This window comes from Paracoccus sigandri (genome assembly GCF_003709565.1).
GTDB lineage: Bacteria > Pseudomonadota > Alphaproteobacteria > Rhodobacterales > Rhodobacteraceae > Paracoccus > Paracoccus siganidrum.
Genome location: NZ_QNRC01000007.1, coordinates 92,394 through 108,500, shown reverse-complemented (window position 1 = coordinate 108,500; position 16,107 = coordinate 92,394). Strand labels below are relative to the sequence as shown.

Sequence of the window (16,107 nt, the reverse complement as noted above, 5' to 3'; positions counted from 1 at the left end):
AATTCCGAAAGGTATCCGGCATGTTCAGAACCCTTGCAACCTCGACCGTGGCGCTGATTGCCGGTGCCGCCCCTCTTTTCGCCGAGGTGACGCCGGCGCAAGTCTGGGAAAACCTTACAAGTTATTACGACAAGATCGGCTATGAGGTCGTCGTCGGCACGCAAGAGGATGGCGGGGATACCCTGACCCTTGGCGATGTCGTGGTGAAATCCCCCGAAAGCGAGGATTACACGGTCAGCGTCAACATGCCGAAGATCACGCTGAGCCGCACCGGCGACGCGAAGGTCCGCACCGTCTTCGACGGCGATATCGACGTCGATTTCACCACCGCGGTCCCCGAGGGCGAGGATATCGACTTCGACATGACCATCTCGATGCCCGGCAACGAGATGGTGACTTCGGGCACGCCCGAGGACCTGCTGCACGAATTCAACTATCCCAGCATGGTCATGGCGCTGAACCTGCCGCAGGCCGAAACCGACGGGGACACCGCGCCGGTCACCGTGACCATGACCGACATCAAGGGCACCCAGACCACCAAGGTCTCGGACGGGACCGAATCGGTCTATGATATGACCGCCGCCAGCCTGGCCGTCGCCATGGCGATGAACGAGCCCGCGGCCGAGGACGGCACGCCGCGCGACGGCAGGATGACCGCCGCCTTCGACATCGCCGACCTGGTGATGAGCGGCAGCATGACCACGCCCGAAGGCGAGATGGACCTGACCAACGACATCGCCGGGGCGCTGAATGCCGGCATGGTGACGGATGGCAAGTTCGTCATGGGCCCGATGACCGGCACTTTCGACTTCACCGCCACCGACGAGGCCGGCGGTCCGCGCAACGGCGCCGGCACCTTCAGCGCCGAGAACGGCGAGCTGGTGGTGGCCATGTCGAAGGAGGGCGTCTCCTACGAGGGCAAGAGCGGCCGCACCGAGGCCGAGATGACCGTCGCCGACCTGCCCTTCCCGATCAGCTATGCGCTGGACGGCGCCTCGGGCGCGGTAAGCTTCCCGGTCGCGAAATCGGATCAGCCGCAGCCCTTCAAGTTCGCCTATGAGATCGCCGGCCTGACCCTGGCCGACGGCATCTGGGACCTGTTCGACGAGGGCGGGCAGCTGCCGCGCGACCCGGCCATGCTGGCCATCGACCTGGAGGGCGAGGCGCTGGTCAGCCAGGACCTGTTCGACCCTGCCTTCGGCCAGATGGCCGCAGAGGGCGAGGATGCGGCCATGGCGGACGAGGACATGCCCTTCCTGCCGCAGAACGTGAAGATCAACCGTGTCGCGCTGGATGCGGTCGGCGCCACGGCCGATGTCACCGGCCAGCTGGACCTGTCCGACAATCCGCAGGAACCCGTGGGCGAGATCAACGGCAGCTTCTCGGGCGTCAACGGCCTCTTGGACAAGCTGATCGCCATGGGTCTGGTGCCGCAGGAACAGGCGATGGGCGTGCGCATGATGCTGGCCATGTTCGCCAAGCCGGTTGACGGCGATCCCGACCGGCTGGAAACCAAGCTGGAATTCCGCGAAGGCGGCTCGATCTTCGCCAACGGCCAGCAGGTCAAGTAAGGCCCGACGGCAAGGCCGGGGCCGGGGGATTTCCCGGCCCTTTTCATTTGCGCCGCGCGTGGAAGTTTCTACCATGGCGCGAAGTTCGAAGGGCAAGCCATGGACGGCGGCAATCACGTGACGGACAAGGCCGACAATCTGCAATCCCTGGCCGAGGCGCTGGTCTCGGCCGCGCGGCGGGCGGGGGCCGACCAGGCCGACGCGCTGGCGATGCGCGGCCATTCGGTCAGCATCGACGTGCGGGCGGGCGGGCTGGAACAGGCCGACAGCGCCGAGGGGATCGAGATCGGGCTGCGCGTGCTGATCGGCGGGCGGCAGGCCTGCGTTTCGGCCAGCGACCACAGCATCCGCACCATCGGCGAAATGGCCGCCCGCGCCGTCGCCATGGCGCGCGAGGCGCCGGTGGACGACGCGCTGGGGCTGGCCGAGCCCGACCAGCTGGGCCCGCTGCGCGATGCCGCGGGGCTGGACATCGCCGACGACCTGCCCGACCCGGCCCCCGCCGCGCTGCAGGACCTGGCGCTGAGGGCCGAGGCCGCCGCGCTGTCGCGCCCCGGCATCTCGCAGGTCGAAGCCGCCAATGCCGCCTTCAGTCGCCGCCATCTGTGGCTGGCGGCCTCGAACGGGTTTTCCGGCGGCTACGGGCGCACCACGCATGTGATCTCGGCCGTGGCGATCACCGGCGAGGGGCTGGGGATGGAGCGCGACTATGCCGCCGAGGCCCGCGTCTGGGCCGAGGACCTGCCGTACCCCGAGGAGATCGGCCTGCTGGCCGCCGACCGCACCCTGGCCCGCGCCGGATCGCGCAAGCCGCCCACCGGGGCCTTCCCGATCCTGTTCGACCGCCGCGTCTCGGCCTCGCTGATCGGCCATCTTCTGGGCGCGGTGAACGGCGCGGCCGTGGCGCGCGGCGCAAGCTGGCTGCGCAAGGCGCTGGGGGAACCCGTGCTGCCCGCCGGCATGGACCTGATCGAGGACCCGCTGAAGCCGCGCTACCCCTCGTCGCGCCCCTTCGACGCCGAGGGGCTGCAGACCCGCCGCCGGGCCATCGTCAAGGACGGCGTGCTGCAGGGCTGGACGCTGGACCTCGCGACGGGACGCAAGCTGGGCATGGACAGTACCGCATCGGCGGCGCGAGGGCTGGCCTCGGCGCCCTCGCCCACGACCAGCAATGTCGTGCTGACGCCGGGGGCGCAAAGCCGCGACCAGATCATCGCCGACATGGGGCGCGGGCTGGTCGTGACCTCGATGCTGGGCGCCTCGATCAACGACACGACCGGGGATTATTCGCGCGGCGCCGCCGGGTTCTGGGTGGAAAACGGCCAGATCGCCTATCCGGTCAACGAATGCACCATCGCCGGCAACCTGCGCGACATGCTGATGACGCTGCGCGCCGCCGATGACGCGCTGCCCTGGCGCGCGGCCGAGGTGCCCAGCCTGCTGGTCGAGGGAATGACCGTTGCCGGCGCCTGAGGCCGATCTGCAACTGCTGGAGGATGCCGCCCGCAAAGCCGGCCGGATCGCGCTGAAATACTGGCGCCACGCCCCCCGCGCCTGGGACAAGGGCGACGGCGCCGGCCCGGTCAGCGAGGCCGACCTGGCCGTGAACGAGGCGCTGCAGGCGCAGCTGATGGGTGCGCGGCCCGATTACGGCTGGCTGTCCGAAGAAAGCGAGGCCGATCCCTCGCGGCTGGATGCGCGGCGCTGCTTCATCATCGACCCGATCGACGGCACCCGCGCCTTCATCGACGGGCAGGACCATTTCTCGCATTCGCTGGCCGTGGCCGAGGGCGACCGGATCGTCGCGGCGGCGGTCTATCTGCCGGCGCGCGACCTGTGCTATACCGCCTCCGCCGACGGCCCCGCGCTGATGAACGGCCAGCCCATCGCGCCAAGCGGCGCCGATATCGACGGCGCCCGCGTGCTGACCTATCGCGCCGCGACCGAGCCCGGCCATTGGCGCGGCGGCCGGCTGCCGCCCTTCCAGCGCGATTTCCGCCCCTCGCTTGCCTGGCGGCTGTGCCTGGCCGCGCAGGGCCGGTTCGACGCGGCGCTGTCGCTGCGGGCGGTCTGGGAATGGGACATCGCGGCGGGCAGCCTGATCGCGGAACGCGCCGGCGCGGTGGTCTCGGACCGGCGCGGCGGGCGGATGCGCTTCAACGGCCCGCGCGCGATGATCGACGGGCTGATCGTCGCGGGCTCGCATCTGCACCGGCAATTGCTGGACGCGCTGGAGCCCTGAGCCGGCGGCTTGGCTTTACATTCACGACATGCGATATGTCTGCCGCATCCGGCGGCCGGGACCGATTCACGCTGTTTTCACGCCAGGGCGGGATAACCGATTCCAGCGGCACGGAAAACAGGCCAGCCTGTCACTCCGACGCGGAAAGCCGACAGGAAAAAAAGGAGCCATACCGTGTCGAAACAGCACAAGGCCAGGCCAGGCCAGGATGTCATCGCCGCCCTTGGACTTTCGGCTGCGGGACCGTGGGGTGTCCAGAAAGAGACGGTCCTTCGCAACCTCAAGCCCTCGGGGCAGGTGTCCGAAGGGCGGTCGGAGGCCGGGGTTCCCCCCTCGGCCGAGGACCGCCCGACCCTGGCCGCCTTCCGGCGGCTGGAGCGGGAAAACGAACTGCTGATCGGCCATGCCGAAGCCCTCGCCTCGGCGCTGGGGGCCTGCCCGAACTGCTGGGGCACCATCGCCGATTGCGAGGATTGCTGCGGCACCGGCCGGCCCGGCGCCTTTCCCCCCGACCGCGCCGGCTTCGATCATTTCGTGCTGCCGGTCGTCATGCGGCTGCTGAATGACGGCTGGCAGTCCGACACGATCGTCAGGGCGGCGCAGCAGCGCGCCGCCGGTTCCCAGTAGATGCGTTTCCTCCCTGCCCGGTGACGGGCTTCCTCGGGCGGGTGGTCCCTTGGCCATCCGCCTTTTTTTCGGCCTAGAACAGCGCGAAGGGGTCGGCGGGGGCGCGGTTGCGGGTGGCGATGGTCTGGCCCGGACCCGACAGCGTCGCGATCTGCCCGGCCAGCTGGCCGATCGCCTGCGACAGCGCCTGCGCCACCGCGCCCGGCTGGTCCGAGGCCAGCGGCACCGAGATGTCGAAGCTGCGCGCATGGTTCGCCCCGCCGGTGCCGTAGCCTTCATCCGAGACGAAATAGCGCCCGGTCAGCCGGAACACCCCGTCGGCCTGCGCCAGGGCCTTTTCCACCCGCACCTCCAGCCGCCGCTGCGGCGGCTCGGCCAGCGGCCAGGGCTCTCCGATCACGGTGGCGCCGGAGATGTCTGAAATCGCCCGCGCAAGGGCCAGGGTGAAGCCGCGCTGCGGGTTGTCGGCCCACAGGTTGTCGGGATTGGACCTGACCGCGCCATCCGCGGTCTGCCAGGCGACCTCCTGCCCCGAGGCATATTCGGGCAACGACACGTCCTTCAGCTCTGCCGTGCCAAGCCGGTTCGGCACCTGCGCCCCCGAGGCGGGCGGGTCGATCAGGAAGCGGCCGGTCTTTTCGGGATTGGAACAAGCGGCCATCGCCAGCAGCACAAGCGGGGCCACAAGGTATCGGGCAATCGTCGTCATGGCTTATCGTCCCAGGATGAAGGCGCGGGGGTTGCGTTCGATCATCCGGGCCAGCGACCCGAACGCCTCGCTGGCGCGGCGCAATTCGCGCATCATGTTGATGGTTTCGGCATTGAAGGCCGAACGGTCGCCATAGGCCGCCAGGACCGCATCGGCACGCGCGGCGGTGGCCTGCAGCCGCTGGATCAGCTGCGGCAGCTCCTGCACCGATCTCGCGATCTCATCGGCGGCGGTGCTGGCCGAATCCAGCGCGTTGTTCAGGCTGCCCGCCGCATTGCCGTCGCGCAGGTCGTTCAGCAGGCCCGAGGCCGCCTGCAGCGTGTCCGACAGGTTGCGCGGCAGCTGTTCGGCATCCTCGCTGCCCAGCATGGCGCGCAGGTCGGTCAGGATGCCCTCGGCCTGGGTGCTGATGGCGGCGAAATCGACCTCGTTCACGCGGGCGGCGGCGGCGTCGATTTCCTCGACCATCTCGGGCACGTCGGCGGCGGCCAGGCGCACCGCCTCGGCGGCGGCGGCGGCCTCGTCGACCATGCGGCCGATATTGGCGGCGGTCCCGGCCTCGCGCAGCTCGGTCGTCATGGCGCCGACATCGGAGATCGCCACCCGCGCCTCGTCGATGGTCTCGCTGATCTTGCCGGGCAGGGCCTGGGTTTCCTGAGAGCCGGCCAGGGCGGTGATGCTGTTCATCATGTCGGTCGCCGATTGCAGCGCCTCCTCGATGGGCAGGCTGCCGATACGGCCGATGAAGCCCTGCGCGGTGGCCCGGAAATCCTCGACATCGCCGGGCACGGTCGGCATCACCGGCAGCGCGTCGGGCGGCGTCTGGATGGCGGCGGGATCGGCATCGGGGATATTGACCATCTCGATCATCAGCGAGGTGCCCAGGAAGCCGGCCGAGGCGACCCGCGCCCGCACCCCGTCCGCAACCGCCTGTTCGAGAAAGCGCAGCGCGTCCTCGGGCGTCGATCCGGCGGGCAGGCCAAGCCGCTCGGGCGAGATGGCGATGGTCACGCGCTGCTGCAACACCGGGTCGTCGGCCTGGTCGTCGATGGAGACCGACAGGTCGGTGACCTGGCCCACGCGCAGGCCCTGGTATTGCACGTCGGCGCCCTTGGCCAGGCCGCGCACGGAATCGCCGATCAGCAGGCTCATCCGCAGGGGCTCGCCCTCGTCCGAGGGGAAGATGTTGTTGCGCGCGCTGGCCTCGTCGGGCTGGACAGTGAATTCATGGCCCGGCTGCAGCGGGCTGCCGCCGCTGACCAGCGTCTCGAAGGCGATCCCGCCCTGCAGCACCGAGGCCAGCGAGTTCACGTTGAAGGACAGGCCCTGCGCCCCCAGCGACAGCGAAAAGCCCGACGTGTCCCAGAAGGCCGTGGCGGTGGTCAGCTTGCCGTCGTGAGGCGCCTCGATGAAGGCATCGGCCAGCACCCGGTCGTCCTGGTCCGAGATGCGGATATTCTCGATCCGGCCCACCTGCACGCCGCGATGCAGGATCGGCGCGCCCTCGGACAGCCCGTCGCCGGTTTCCATCGACAGCCGCACCCAGGTGCCCGGCGCGTCGCTGCGGATCAGCGGCGGGCGGTTCAGCCCGACGAAATGCCGCTGCGGCTGGCTGACCTCGGCGTCCCAATAGCCCTCGACGAAGGCGCCGGTCAGCACCGTGTCCAGCCGGGTCACGCCCTGCGCGCTGACCTGCGGGCGGACGATCCAGAAGCTGGCCTCCTCGTCGATATATTGCGCGACATCCTTGTCCACGCGCATCTCGACCACCACGCGGGACAGGTCGCTGGTGAAGCGGACGGCCTCGACCCGGCCGACCGAGATCTCGCGGAAGCGCAGCACGGTTTCGCCGGGATTGATGCCGGTGGCATCGGCGAATTCGACCTCGATCAGCGCGCCGCGCCCGGTATAGGCGTTCCAGGCGATGCCCAGCGTCACGATCAGGGCGATGATCGGCACCAGCCAGATCAGGTTGACCCCGGCCTGCGCCGCCCGGACGGCGGTCTTGCGCACGGGGCTGGCCGGTTTCATCGGCGGCGGCGGCGTATCACTCATCGTCGTTCAGCGTTCCCTGCCCGTTGTCCCGGCACCGGCTTCGCGCCGTTCACTTGACCCGCCGCCGAAGCGGCAGGCCGCGCCAGATCAGTCTTGGATCGAAACTTTGCGCGGAAAGCATGGTGAAGGCAACCGACAGCGCGAAGGAAACCGCCGCCGGGCCGGGATGGATCGAGGCGACGAAGCCCAGCTGCACCAGCGCCGACAGGATCGCCACCACGAAGACGTCGATCATCGACCAGCGGCCGATGAATTCGACCACCTCGTAGACCTTCAGCCGGGTATGCGCCTGATCCACCGTCGCCGGCCGCCCCGCCACCATCGCCAGCCAGGCGATGGCGATGAACTTGCCGACCGGCACGATGACCGAGGCGACGAAGACGATCGCCGCGATGTCGTAGCTGCCATGCTTGATCAGGTCGATCACGCCTTCCATGATCGTCGCCTCGGCGCTGCCCATCAGCCCGGCGAAGGTCTCGGTCCGCATCATCGGGAAGACATTGGCGGGGATATACATGATCAGCCCGGCGAACCACCACGCCCAGACCGCCTGCAATCCGCGCCGGTCGGGCGGCACCAGCCGGGCGTGGCAGCGGCTGCAGCGGTGCTGATCCTCGGGCCAGACGCGGCCGCAGCTGCGGCAGCCGATCAGCCCGGCGCGATGGGCGGTCATCACCGGCCCGTCATGCGTCCCCTCGTCAGGCGCGGCGTCGAGGGGCGCGCTCATGCCCGCCCCTCGACCATCTCGCGGCCGTCGGTCGGCAGGCCCGCGTCCTCTATCGCGTCCCAGATCGTCGTCTGGCACATGAACCCGCGCGAGGCGAGGTTGACCAGGATCAGCCCGCAGAAGGCCCAGAAGGCCGGGCCAAGGCTGATCGTCGCCAGGCCCGCCACCTTGACCAGCGCGACCGAGGTGCCGATCACGAAGATCTCGGCCATGGACCAGGGGCGCAGCTGCTCGGACAGGCGGAAGGCATCGGCGGCATGGCGATAGGGCCGGCGCCCCTGCGCCAGCGGCACCAGCGTATAGACCATCAGGAAGGCCCGCAGCACCGGCAGCCCGACGATCATCACCAGCACCGCCAGCACCAGCGGCAGAAGCACGCCGTCGGCGAAGGCCAGCGCGACGCCGAAAAGCGAGGTGGCGTTGCCGAAGCCCATGCGCGAGATTTCCAGGAAGGGAAAGAAGATCGCCCCCACCATCAGCACCATCGAGGTGAAGGACAGCGCGATCAGCTGCACGAAGGCCCCGGCGCGCGGCTTGGCCAGGACCGAGCCGCAGCGGATGCAGCGCGCGGTCTCGCCTGAGGTCAGCTCCAGCTCGACATGCAGCGCATCGCAGCGCGGGCAGGCGATCAGCCCGGCGCCGGAATCCAGATCATATTGGCCTTCGCGCATCATCATTCGCACCATATGCGGCTTTTCGGGGCTGGCAAGCGCGCAGCTGCGGCCAGGACGGGCCTAGTGCCGGGCGCCGCCCCGCGCGGCCGAGGTCAGCACCACGTTGCGCACATCGCCCGGCGCCGCACTCTGGGCGGCCTCGACCCGGAAGGGCAGGCGCAGCACGAAGGTGTCGCCCTCGACCCCCGAGAAGGCGTCGCCTTCCAGCTGCGTGGAAAAGGCCTCGATCAGCTGGCTGCCAAGCCCGGTGCCCTCGGATTGCTGCTCGCAGGCGCCAAGCGAATTGACGATCTCCAGCACGGCGCGGCCCGGCTCGGTCGATTTCAGGGACACCCGCACCCAGGGCTGATCGTCGCCCGGCGCGATCCCGGCATATTTCAGCGCATTGGTGAAGGCCTCGGTCGCCAGCAGCGACAAGGGCACCGCCTGGTCGGGCAGCAGCGTCAGCGGCTGAAGCTGCGTGTCGATGCGCAGCCCCGCGCCCGGCCCCAGCGAGGCATTGGCCATCTGGTTGATGATGTCGCCGATCAGCCGGTCGGCCTGCACCGCGTCCAGATGCTCGGCCTGGTAGAGGTTGCGATAGATCGTCGCCAGCGCCGCCACCCGGTCCTGGACCGAGCGCAGCACCCGCTTGGCATCGGGATCGTCGATCACCCGGCTTTGCATGTTGATGATCGAGGCGATCAGCTGCAGGTTGTTCTTGACCCGGTGATGGACCTCTTTCAGCAGCACGGTCTTTTCGGCGACGGCGGCCTCCATCGCTTCTTCGTCGCGGATCAGGATCCGGGCCATGTTGTGGAAGGTCTGGCTGACATCGGCGATCTCGGTCGGGGCGCCTTCCAGCACCGGGGGCGGGCTGGCGCGGCTGCCGATGGCGAAGCGGCGCATCTGGCCGCGCAATTCGCGGATATGGCGCAGAACCAGGCGAAAGACCGCGAAATAGGCCACGGCCAGGGACACCAGCCACAGCGCGATGGGCAAGAGGAAGGCGCCGAAGCGCGACAGTTGCAAGCCGCCGAAGCCCACCGTCCGCGGGCTCCAGCTGCCGATGGCATAGACCAGGCCGGGCACCACCGGCACCACCGCGAAGACGCGCGATTCGCCGTTGTTCGAGCTATCGCGGAAGGTGGTCTCGGTTCGCGACAGCAGGCTGGACAGTTCCGCCCCGCGCGGCAGGAAGGCGCTGGCTTCCTCGGCGGATTCCGCGTCCGAGGTCACGATCTCGCCGCGATGGCTGAAGGTGACGATGCGCGCGCCATCGGTGCCCTGATACATCGCATGGGTCGAGCGCAGCAGCTCCTGGGTCAGCGAAATCGCGACATAGCCCAGCAATTCGCGGTCGCGATAGAGCGGCTGGATCACCGACACGACCGGCCGGCGGCTGATCAGCCCGCGATCGATCGAGGTGACCAGCGTGCCGGGCGAGGCGCTGAACGCCTCGTAGGCGGGCGATGTGCGCACATCCACCACCTCCTGCCCGTTGCGGCTGGAGGTGCAGGTGGCAAGCCCGTCCGAGGGGACGAAGAGCGCGGCGACATAGGTGGCGCTGCGTTCGATGAAGTTGCGCATCAGGTCGGAACAGGCGCGCGGGTCGTCAAGCGCCTCCAGCACCGCGGGACCCAGCGCATCCGCCGATCCCAGCGCGCTTTGCAGCAGCGCGCGTTCGCCCGCGGCGGCCGAGGCGGTCCGGCCCAGCAGCGCGATCTCGGCGCTGCGTTCGGCCTCTTGCGACAGGTTCAGGTTCTGGATCAGCGAGATCATCCCGATGGGCAGGATCGCCACCGACAGAAGCGCAGCCAGGCGGAAGCCAAGGCCCTTGGTGAAGTCCAGCCTGTCGCCCAGCCTGCGCAGCATGAAACCCTCTTGGACGGCGTTCGGGCCCGCCTAGCGCATGACCGTCTGGCTTGCCGACATCACAGCTAGCGTGGCCTGGTCGGTCATGTCCAGATCGTCGGCACCGGAAAGATCAAGCAGTTCAGCCAGTTTCCGCCGGCCGCGATTGGCGCGGGACTTGACCGTGCCGACCGCGACGCCGGTCATCTCGGCCGCCTGCTCGTAGGAAAAGCCCGACGCGCCGACCAAAATCAGCGCCTCGCGCTGCTCGTCCGGCAGCTGCTCGAAGGCGGCGCGGAAATCCTTCAGGGCAAGGCGGCCGTCATGGTCGGGCCGCGTCGCCTGGCGCGAGGCATGGATGCCGTCGGTATCGGCCACCTCGCGCTTGGTCTTGCGCCGCGCGGAATAGAAGGTGTTGCGCAGGATGGTGAACAGCCAGGCCCGCAGATTGGTGCCCGCCTGGAATTTATCCATGTTCGTCCAGGCCTTGACGATGGTGTCCTGCACCAGGTCGTCGGCCGAGGCGCCCTCGCGGGTCAGCGACAGCGCAAAGGCGCGCAGGGCCGGCAGGTGATCCACCAGCTGGTCGCGCGGTTCACGGTCATCCGCAGCCGGGGGCTGGTCGGCATGGCGCTTGGCAGCCTGCTTCATACACTCAGTCCTGCTTCTTCAGCTTGTCGAGCAATTCGAGAAAGCGGTCCGGAATCTCGCTGGTTGCGTCCTGCTCGTAGACGCGCTTCAGATTCTCGTCGATCTGCTTTTCTATCGCCGCCTTTCGACGGTCATCCCGCTTTGTGGTCATACTTTTGTTAGTCCCGGCAATCTTGTGCGCACGCGGACCAACCTGTAGGGGTTGGATATGGTTCCACGCAATATGCGAAATTCGAGGACTTGATCATGGCAACCGCCGATTTGGCCACTTCCATCGGCCGCGAGCTTCCCTTCCTGCGCCGCTACGCGCGCGCGCTGACCGGCAGCCAGAGCGCGGGCGACAACTATGCCGCCGCCACGCTGGAGGCGATCTTGTCCGACCGTTCGGTCCTGGACGCCGAGGACGAGACGCGCATCGGCCTGTTCCGCACCTTCCACGCCATCTGGCAAAGCTCGGGCCAGCCGGTCGAGCAGGGCGAGCTGAGCACGCGCGAGAAGCGTGCCCAGGACCACCTGCGCGCGCTGACCCCGAATTCGCGCGAGGCGCTGCTGCTGCGCACCATTGAGGAGCTGCGCTACGACCAGATCGCCCGCGTGATGCAGCTGGACCAGGCCGAGGCCGAGGAACTGGTGCAGATCGCCCTGGCCGAGATGGGCGCCGCCCTGCGCGGCAAGATCATGGTGATCGAGGACGAGATGATCATCGCCATGGACCTGAAGGGCATCGTGCAGGCGATGGGCCACGAGGTCACCGGCGTCGCGCGCACCCATAGCCAGGCGATCGAGCTGGCGGGCAAGGCGCGCCCCGACCTGATCCTGGCCGATATCCAGCTTGCCGACGGCTCGTCGGGCATCGATGCGGTCAACGAGTTGCTGCGCGAGCTGGGCGACGTGCCGGTGATCTTCATCACCGCCTTCCCCGAGCGCCTGCTGACCGGCGACCGCCCGGAGCCGGCCTTCCTGATCTCGAAGCCCTATAACGAGGAGCAGGTCCGCTCGGCCGTGTCGCAGGCGATGTTCTTCGCCTCGACCGAGGGGCTGGAAGCCTAGGCCTTCGATCCGCCAACCGCCTGCCGCGCCTTGCGCGCGGCGGCGATGCGCTTGCGGCGCGCCAGTTCCACATTGACCAGCGCCCCCAGCAGCACCGAAAACCCGCCCATGTAGAACCACATCAGCAGCGCCACGACCGCGCCGATGGACCCGTAGATGCGGTTATAGCTGTTGAAGCTGCTGAGATAGGCCGAGAAGGCCAGCGACCCCGCCGCCCACAAGAGCGCCGCGAACAGCGATCCCCAGGTGAAGACCGGGGTGCGCGGCGCCTTCACGTTCGGCCCATAGCGGTAGAGGATGCCGATGCCGACGATCACCAGCAGGAACATCCCCGCCCAGGGCAGGCCCGCCAGCAGCCAGGCGCGCACCGGGCCGATCACCATGAAGTTCAGCGCCAGCGGCACCAGCACGATGGTCGCCAGCCCGGCCAGCGACACGCCGACGATGGCCAGCGTCAGCAGATAGGCCAGCACGAAGCCGAAGATGGTCGAATGCGCCCGGACCCCGTGGGCGGCGTTCAGCCCGCGGATCAGCGCCTCGACCCCGGCCCGCGCGGCGATGGTGGCGATCATGAAGGACACGAAGGAGGCCCAGCCGATCGAGGTGCGCCCGGCCGAGGTCAGGTCGTCGATCTGCCGGTCGATGATCTCGGCCGCGCCCTGCGGCAGGAATTCATGCGCGACCTGGACATAGGCCATGATGACCTGCGGATCGAACCACAGGCTCCACAGCGCAATGATCGCCGCCAGTCCCGGAAAGACCGCGAACATGGCATAGAAGGCCACGCCCGCAGCAATCAGCGTCATGTGGGTCTTGTCCAGCCGCTCGAAGACCGAGGCCCAGAAGCTCCACAGATCGCGGAAATAGGTCAGCATCGCGCCGTCTTCCCGTCCGAGGCGGTGGGGCGCGCCGATCTCATGCGCGATACCGCGCCCAGACCGATTCCTCGCCCAGCTTGGCGACGAATTCGGCATGGGCGGCGGCCTCGGCCTCGGTCAGGCGCGGCGGCAGCGGCGCGGGGCGGGCGCCGCGGGGGGCGTGCCCCGTGCTGCGCGCAGGACCGGCAGTGCCGTCCTGGCCCGGCTGGTCCAGAACCAGATCCGGCTGGCGGCCGCCGATCAGTTCCAGATAGACCTCGGCCAGAAGCTCGCTGTCCAGGAGCGCACCGTGAAGCTCGCGCCCCGAATTGTCGACGCCGAAACGGCGGCAGAGCGCGTCCAGCGACGCCGGCGCGCCGGGGAATTTCTCGCGCGCAAGCGCCAGCGTGTCCAGGGCGCGCGACCAGGGCAGCACCGGATAGCCCGCGCGCTTCAATTCGGCATTGAGGAATTTCATGTCGAAGCTGGCATTATGGATCACCAGCCGGGCGTCATCGGCGATGAAATCCACGAAATCCTGCACGATCTGGGCGAATTTCGGCTTGTCGCGCAGGAAATCGTCGCCAAGGCCGTGAACCTCGAAAGCCTCCTGCGGCATCGGGCGTTCGGGGTTGATGTAGACGTGGAAGGTCCGGCCGGTGGGCAGGTGGTTCATCAGCTCCAACGCGCCGATCTCGACGATGCGGTCGTCCTTTTCGGCGTCGAAGCCGGTGGTTTCGGTGTCCAGAACGATCTCACGCATGTTTCGTCACCTCCTGGCAGATCCGCGCGACGGCGGCGCGGGCGATATCAAGACTGTCGGTCGGGATGATCCAGTCGGCGCGGGCGCGCTTTTCTGCATCCGGCATCTGCCGCGACAGGATCATCTGCAGCGTCTCCGGCGTCATGCCCGGCCGCGCCAGCACCCGCGCGCGCTGGGTCCGGGCATCGGTCGAGACCACTGCGACGCCGTCCATCTCATCCGCGCCGCCCGCCTCGAACAGCAGCGGGATGTCGAAGACCAGCAGGGGCCGGTCGCGGTGGCACTGGGCGAAAGCCGCGCGGTCCCGCGCGACAAGCGGGTGGACGATGGCCTCCAGCCGCGACAGCGCCTGAGGGTTCCCGGCTAGCGCGGCCTTCAACGCCGCACGGTCGATGCCGCCACCTTTCAGCGCCTGCGGGAAGGCGTCCCCCACCGGCCCGACCGCGGCGCCGCCGGGCGCGTAGAGGCGATGGACGGCCTCGTCGGCATCCCAGACCGGATGGCCCAGATCGCGAAACATCGCCGCCGTGGTCGACTTGCCCATGCCGATGCTGCCGGTGAGGCCCAGCCGATAGCTCATGCCAATGCGGCCTTCCGGGTATCGTCATCGACCTCGGGCCGCTGGCCGAACCAGCGCTCGAATCCCGGCGCGGCCTGATGCAGCAGCATGCCCAGCCCGTCCACGACATGGCAGCCGCGCTGCTGCGCCTCGGCCAGGAAGGGGGTCGTCAGCGGCGTATAGACCAGGTCGGTGACAAGCGCGCCCGAGGACAGCGCGTCCAGCGGCACCCGCAGCGGCTGCTTGCCTTCCATCCCCATCGAGGTCGCGTTGACCACGGTCGCCGCGCCTTCCAGCATGTTGCCGGCCTGGGCCCAGTCATAGACCACGACGCGGGCGCCGAATTCCGACCGGATCTGCTCGGACCGGATCTTGGTGCGGTTGGTGATGCGCAGTTCCGGCACGCCGCCGTCCAGAAGCGAGGCCACCACGGCCCGCGCCGCCCCGCCAGCACCGATCACCGCCGCTGGACCGGCCTGGGGCTGCCAGTCGGGCGCGTGCTGGCGCAGATTGGCGATGAAGCCGTAACCGTCGGTATTGTCGGCATGAATCTTGCCGTCCGGCCGGAAGATCAGCGTGTTCGCCGCCCCGATCAGCGCCGCGCGGTCGGTGACGATATCGGCCAGCGTCAGCGCGGCTTCCTTGTGCGGAATGGTGACGTTCACGCCGACGAAACCCATCCGGGGCAGGGCCCGCAGGACCTCGGCCAGATGTTCGGGCATCACCGGGATCGGGACGTAATGACCCTTGATGCCATAGCGCCGCAACCAGAAGCCATGGATGAGGGGCGAGCGGCTGTGCGCGATGGGCATCCCGATCACTCCGGCCAGCGGGATCGAGGGCTGAGGCGTTTCGTCGGACATCTGCGTCTGTTTCTGCTGAATTTCCCTGAGACTGCAGACTAGGACGGCTGCCGGGCAGAGGAAAGCCATCAGGCCGGGTTTTACGCTATTTCCGGCCCTGTGGATGAGTCCGGGGACAACTGCGAGGGCGAATCCGTGGGTAAGCCGGCGCCGGGCGGCAGAGTGCGCGGATAGGCCCGGAACGGGCCGTGAACGGCAGCGGGTCGTCCACAGGTGCACAGCCGGGCTGCCGGAGATCGCGCATCTGTGGACAGAACCGGTCGGTACAGAATTTCCACAGAGTTATCCACAAATCACATCATTGATATTAAATGATTTTTGCTTGTTAACCTCGGTTAATCCCGATCTTGTCCACAGCAGCCCGGACTGGGGATCGAAATCGGGAAAGCCCGGTAATCCCTTTGTCCACAGGCCCTACTGCAACAACATTCCTTTCTATCTATCTTTATTTTAGAAGCAGCGGGACTGGAGATCCTGCGATGACCGACCTGCTGGCGACGATCTATCTTTACGTGAAGGCCTTTCATGTGATGGCCGTCCTGTCCTGGATGGCGGGGCTGTTCTATCTGCCGCGGCTGTTCGTCTATCACGCCGAACGCGGCATGGCGGGCGGCGAGCCCACCGACAGCTTTGCGGTCATGGAGGAAAAACTGCTGCGCATCATCATGCGCCCGGCGATGATCGCGACCTGGATCAGCGGGCTGATGCTGGTCCTGACGCCGGGGATCGTCGACTGGTCGATGACCTGGCCCTGGGTGAAGGCGGCATGCGTGATCGCGATGAGCGGCTTCCATGGCTGGTGTGCGGCGCAGCGGCGCGCATTGGCGGCGGGACGGTCGCTTAGCGGACGGCGCTATCGGATGATGAACGAGGTGCCGACCCTGCTGATGGTCGGCATCGTCCTGGCGGTGATCGTCAAATTCTGA

The 16,107-nt window shown here is 68.2% G+C and carries 17 protein-coding genes; 6 read left to right on the top strand and 11 right to left on the bottom strand.

What is annotated here, in order from left to right; all coding sequences use genetic code 11:
• Positions 1 to 20 precede the first annotated feature (20 nt).
• The 4 genes from C9E82_RS08440 (at position 21) to C9E82_RS08425 (ending at position 4,440) form a co-directional block, all read left to right on the top strand.
• Complete coding sequence (locus C9E82_RS08440) at positions 21 to 1,571, top strand: DUF2125 domain-containing protein (protein ID WP_119896446.1); 1,551 nt, start codon at positions 21 to 23, stop codon at positions 1,569 to 1,571.
• A 99-nt stretch (positions 1,572 to 1,670) separates the two neighbouring features.
• A complete protein-coding gene (locus C9E82_RS08435) occupies positions 1,671 to 3,044 on the top strand; it encodes a TldD/PmbA family protein (protein ID WP_119896447.1) in 1,374 nt (457 codons plus the stop codon).
• A complete protein-coding gene (locus C9E82_RS08430; protein WP_119896448.1) occupies positions 3,031 to 3,813 on the top strand; it encodes an inositol monophosphatase family protein in 783 nt (260 codons plus the stop codon). The genes C9E82_RS08435 and C9E82_RS08430 overlap by 14 nt, the downstream gene beginning before the upstream one ends.
• Before the next feature lie 174 nt (positions 3,814 to 3,987).
• Positions 3,988 to 4,440 (top strand): hypothetical protein, encoded by a 453-nt coding sequence (locus tag C9E82_RS08425; RefSeq protein WP_147393027.1) that lies wholly within the window; start codon positions 3,988 to 3,990, stop codon positions 4,438 to 4,440.
• A 73-nt stretch (positions 4,441 to 4,513) separates the two neighbouring features.
• On the opposite strand, the gene C9E82_RS08420 is transcribed toward C9E82_RS08425, so the two are convergent.
• The 7 genes from C9E82_RS08420 to C9E82_RS08390 are packed head-to-tail and all read right to left on the bottom strand — an operon-like array spanning position 4,514 to position 11,240.
• Positions 4,514 to 5,149: a PqiC family protein gene (locus C9E82_RS08420; RefSeq protein ID WP_119896450.1), complete on the bottom strand. Its 636-nt coding sequence runs from the start codon at positions 5,147 to 5,149 to the stop codon at positions 4,514 to 4,516.
• A gap of 3 nt (positions 5,150 to 5,152) precedes the next feature.
• The gene (locus tag C9E82_RS08415; protein ID WP_119896451.1) at positions 5,153 to 7,204 is read right to left on the bottom strand and encodes a PqiB family protein; all 2,052 of its coding nucleotides are present in this window, start codon (positions 7,202 to 7,204) and stop codon (positions 5,153 to 5,155) included.
• Between the two features lie 49 nt (positions 7,205 to 7,253).
• The gene (locus tag C9E82_RS08410; protein ID WP_240643397.1) at positions 7,254 to 7,931 is read right to left on the bottom strand and encodes a paraquat-inducible protein A; all 678 of its coding nucleotides are present in this window, start codon (positions 7,929 to 7,931) and stop codon (positions 7,254 to 7,256) included.
• Positions 7,928 to 8,605 carry a paraquat-inducible protein A gene (locus C9E82_RS08405; protein WP_119896484.1) on the bottom strand — a complete coding sequence of 226 codons (678 nt, stop codon included), beginning with the start codon at positions 8,603 to 8,605 and terminating at the stop codon, positions 7,928 to 7,930. Before C9E82_RS08405 ends, C9E82_RS08410 begins: the two co-directional genes overlap by 4 nt.
• 60 nt (positions 8,606 to 8,665) lie before the next feature.
• The gene (locus C9E82_RS08400) at positions 8,666 to 10,459 is read right to left on the bottom strand and encodes a sensor histidine kinase (protein ID WP_119896453.1); all 1,794 of its coding nucleotides are present in this window, start codon (positions 10,457 to 10,459) and stop codon (positions 8,666 to 8,668) included.
• A 30-nt stretch (positions 10,460 to 10,489) separates the two neighbouring features.
• A complete protein-coding gene (locus C9E82_RS08395) occupies positions 10,490 to 11,089 on the bottom strand; it encodes an RNA polymerase sigma factor (RefSeq protein WP_119896454.1) in 600 nt (199 codons plus the stop codon).
• A 4-nt stretch (positions 11,090 to 11,093) separates the two neighbouring features.
• The gene (locus tag C9E82_RS08390; RefSeq protein WP_119896455.1) at positions 11,094 to 11,240 is read right to left on the bottom strand and encodes a NepR family anti-sigma factor; all 147 of its coding nucleotides are present in this window, start codon (positions 11,238 to 11,240) and stop codon (positions 11,094 to 11,096) included.
• A gap of 95 nt (positions 11,241 to 11,335) precedes the next feature.
• Between C9E82_RS08390 and C9E82_RS08385 the strand changes: the two genes are divergently transcribed.
• Positions 11,336 to 12,139: a response regulator gene (locus tag C9E82_RS08385; protein ID WP_119896456.1), complete on the top strand. Its 804-nt coding sequence runs from the start codon at positions 11,336 to 11,338 to the stop codon at positions 12,137 to 12,139.
• On the opposite strand, the gene C9E82_RS08380 is transcribed toward C9E82_RS08385, so the two are convergent.
• From C9E82_RS08380 to C9E82_RS08365, 4 genes are read right to left on the bottom strand one after another with little or no spacing between them, the layout of a single operon-like run.
• Positions 12,136 to 13,014, bottom strand: coding sequence for a YihY/virulence factor BrkB family protein (locus C9E82_RS08380; protein ID WP_119896457.1), 879 nt, complete (start codon positions 13,012 to 13,014; stop codon positions 12,136 to 12,138). The genes C9E82_RS08385 and C9E82_RS08380 overlap by 4 nt on opposite strands.
• A 40-nt stretch (positions 13,015 to 13,054) precedes the next feature.
• On the bottom strand, positions 13,055 to 13,759 hold the full coding sequence (gene dnaQ / locus C9E82_RS08375) for a DNA polymerase III subunit epsilon (protein WP_119896458.1): 705 nt from the start codon (positions 13,757 to 13,759) through the stop codon (positions 13,055 to 13,057).
• On the bottom strand, positions 13,752 to 14,339 hold the full coding sequence (coaE, locus tag C9E82_RS08370) for a dephospho-CoA kinase (protein ID WP_119896459.1): 588 nt from the start codon (positions 14,337 to 14,339) through the stop codon (positions 13,752 to 13,754). The genes dnaQ and coaE overlap by 8 nt, the downstream gene beginning before the upstream one ends.
• Positions 14,336 to 15,181, bottom strand: a complete 846-nt coding sequence (locus C9E82_RS08365; RefSeq protein WP_119896460.1) for a shikimate dehydrogenase — start codon at positions 15,179 to 15,181, stop codon at positions 14,336 to 14,338. Before C9E82_RS08365 ends, coaE begins: the two co-directional genes overlap by 4 nt.
• Positions 15,182 to 15,660: 479 nt before the next feature.
• On the opposite strand from C9E82_RS08365, the gene hemJ reads away from it, so the two are divergent.
• Positions 15,661 to 16,107 carry a protoporphyrinogen oxidase HemJ gene (gene hemJ, locus C9E82_RS08360; protein ID WP_119896461.1) on the top strand — a complete coding sequence of 149 codons (447 nt, stop codon included), beginning with the start codon at positions 15,661 to 15,663 and terminating at the stop codon, positions 16,105 to 16,107.

Excerpts from the sequence above, each read along its gene's own strand:
- C9E82_RS08440 (WP_119896446.1), top strand. The coding sequence starts at position 21 with ATGTTCAGAACCCTTGCAACCTCGACCGTGGCGCTGATTGCCGGTGCC.
- C9E82_RS08435 (WP_119896447.1), top strand. The coding sequence starts at position 1,671 with ATGGACGGCGGCAATCACGTGACGGACAAGGCCGACAATCTGCAATCC.
- C9E82_RS08420 (WP_119896450.1), bottom strand. The coding sequence starts at position 5,149 with ATGACGACGATTGCCCGATACCTTGTGGCCCCGCTTGTGCTGCTGGCG.
- C9E82_RS08415 (WP_119896451.1), bottom strand. The coding sequence starts at position 7,204 with ATGAGTGATACGCCGCCGCCGCCGATGAAACCGGCCAGCCCCGTGCGC.
- C9E82_RS08410 (WP_240643397.1), bottom strand. The coding sequence starts at position 7,931 with ATGAGCGCGCCCCTCGACGCCGCGCCTGACGAGGGGACGCATGACGGG.
- C9E82_RS08405 (WP_119896484.1), bottom strand. The coding sequence starts at position 8,605 with ATGATGCGCGAAGGCCAATATGATCTGGATTCCGGCGCCGGGCTGATC.
- C9E82_RS08400 (WP_119896453.1), bottom strand. The coding sequence starts at position 10,459 with ATGCTGCGCAGGCTGGGCGACAGGCTGGACTTCACCAAGGGCCTTGGC.
- C9E82_RS08395 (WP_119896454.1), bottom strand. The coding sequence starts at position 11,089 with ATGAAGCAGGCTGCCAAGCGCCATGCCGACCAGCCCCCGGCTGCGGAT.
- C9E82_RS08390 (WP_119896455.1), bottom strand. The coding sequence starts at position 11,240 with ATGACCACAAAGCGGGATGACCGTCGAAAGGCGGCGATAGAAAAGCAG.
- C9E82_RS08385 (WP_119896456.1), top strand. The coding sequence starts at position 11,336 with ATGGCAACCGCCGATTTGGCCACTTCCATCGGCCGCGAGCTTCCCTTC.
- C9E82_RS08380 (WP_119896457.1), bottom strand. The coding sequence starts at position 13,014 with ATGCTGACCTATTTCCGCGATCTGTGGAGCTTCTGGGCCTCGGTCTTC.
- dnaQ (WP_119896458.1), bottom strand. The coding sequence starts at position 13,759 with ATGCGTGAGATCGTTCTGGACACCGAAACCACCGGCTTCGACGCCGAA.
- coaE (WP_119896459.1), bottom strand. The coding sequence starts at position 14,339 with ATGAGCTATCGGCTGGGCCTCACCGGCAGCATCGGCATGGGCAAGTCG.
- C9E82_RS08365 (WP_119896460.1), bottom strand. The coding sequence starts at position 15,181 with ATGTCCGACGAAACGCCTCAGCCCTCGATCCCGCTGGCCGGAGTGATC.
- hemJ (WP_119896461.1), top strand. The coding sequence starts at position 15,661 with ATGACCGACCTGCTGGCGACGATCTATCTTTACGTGAAGGCCTTTCAT.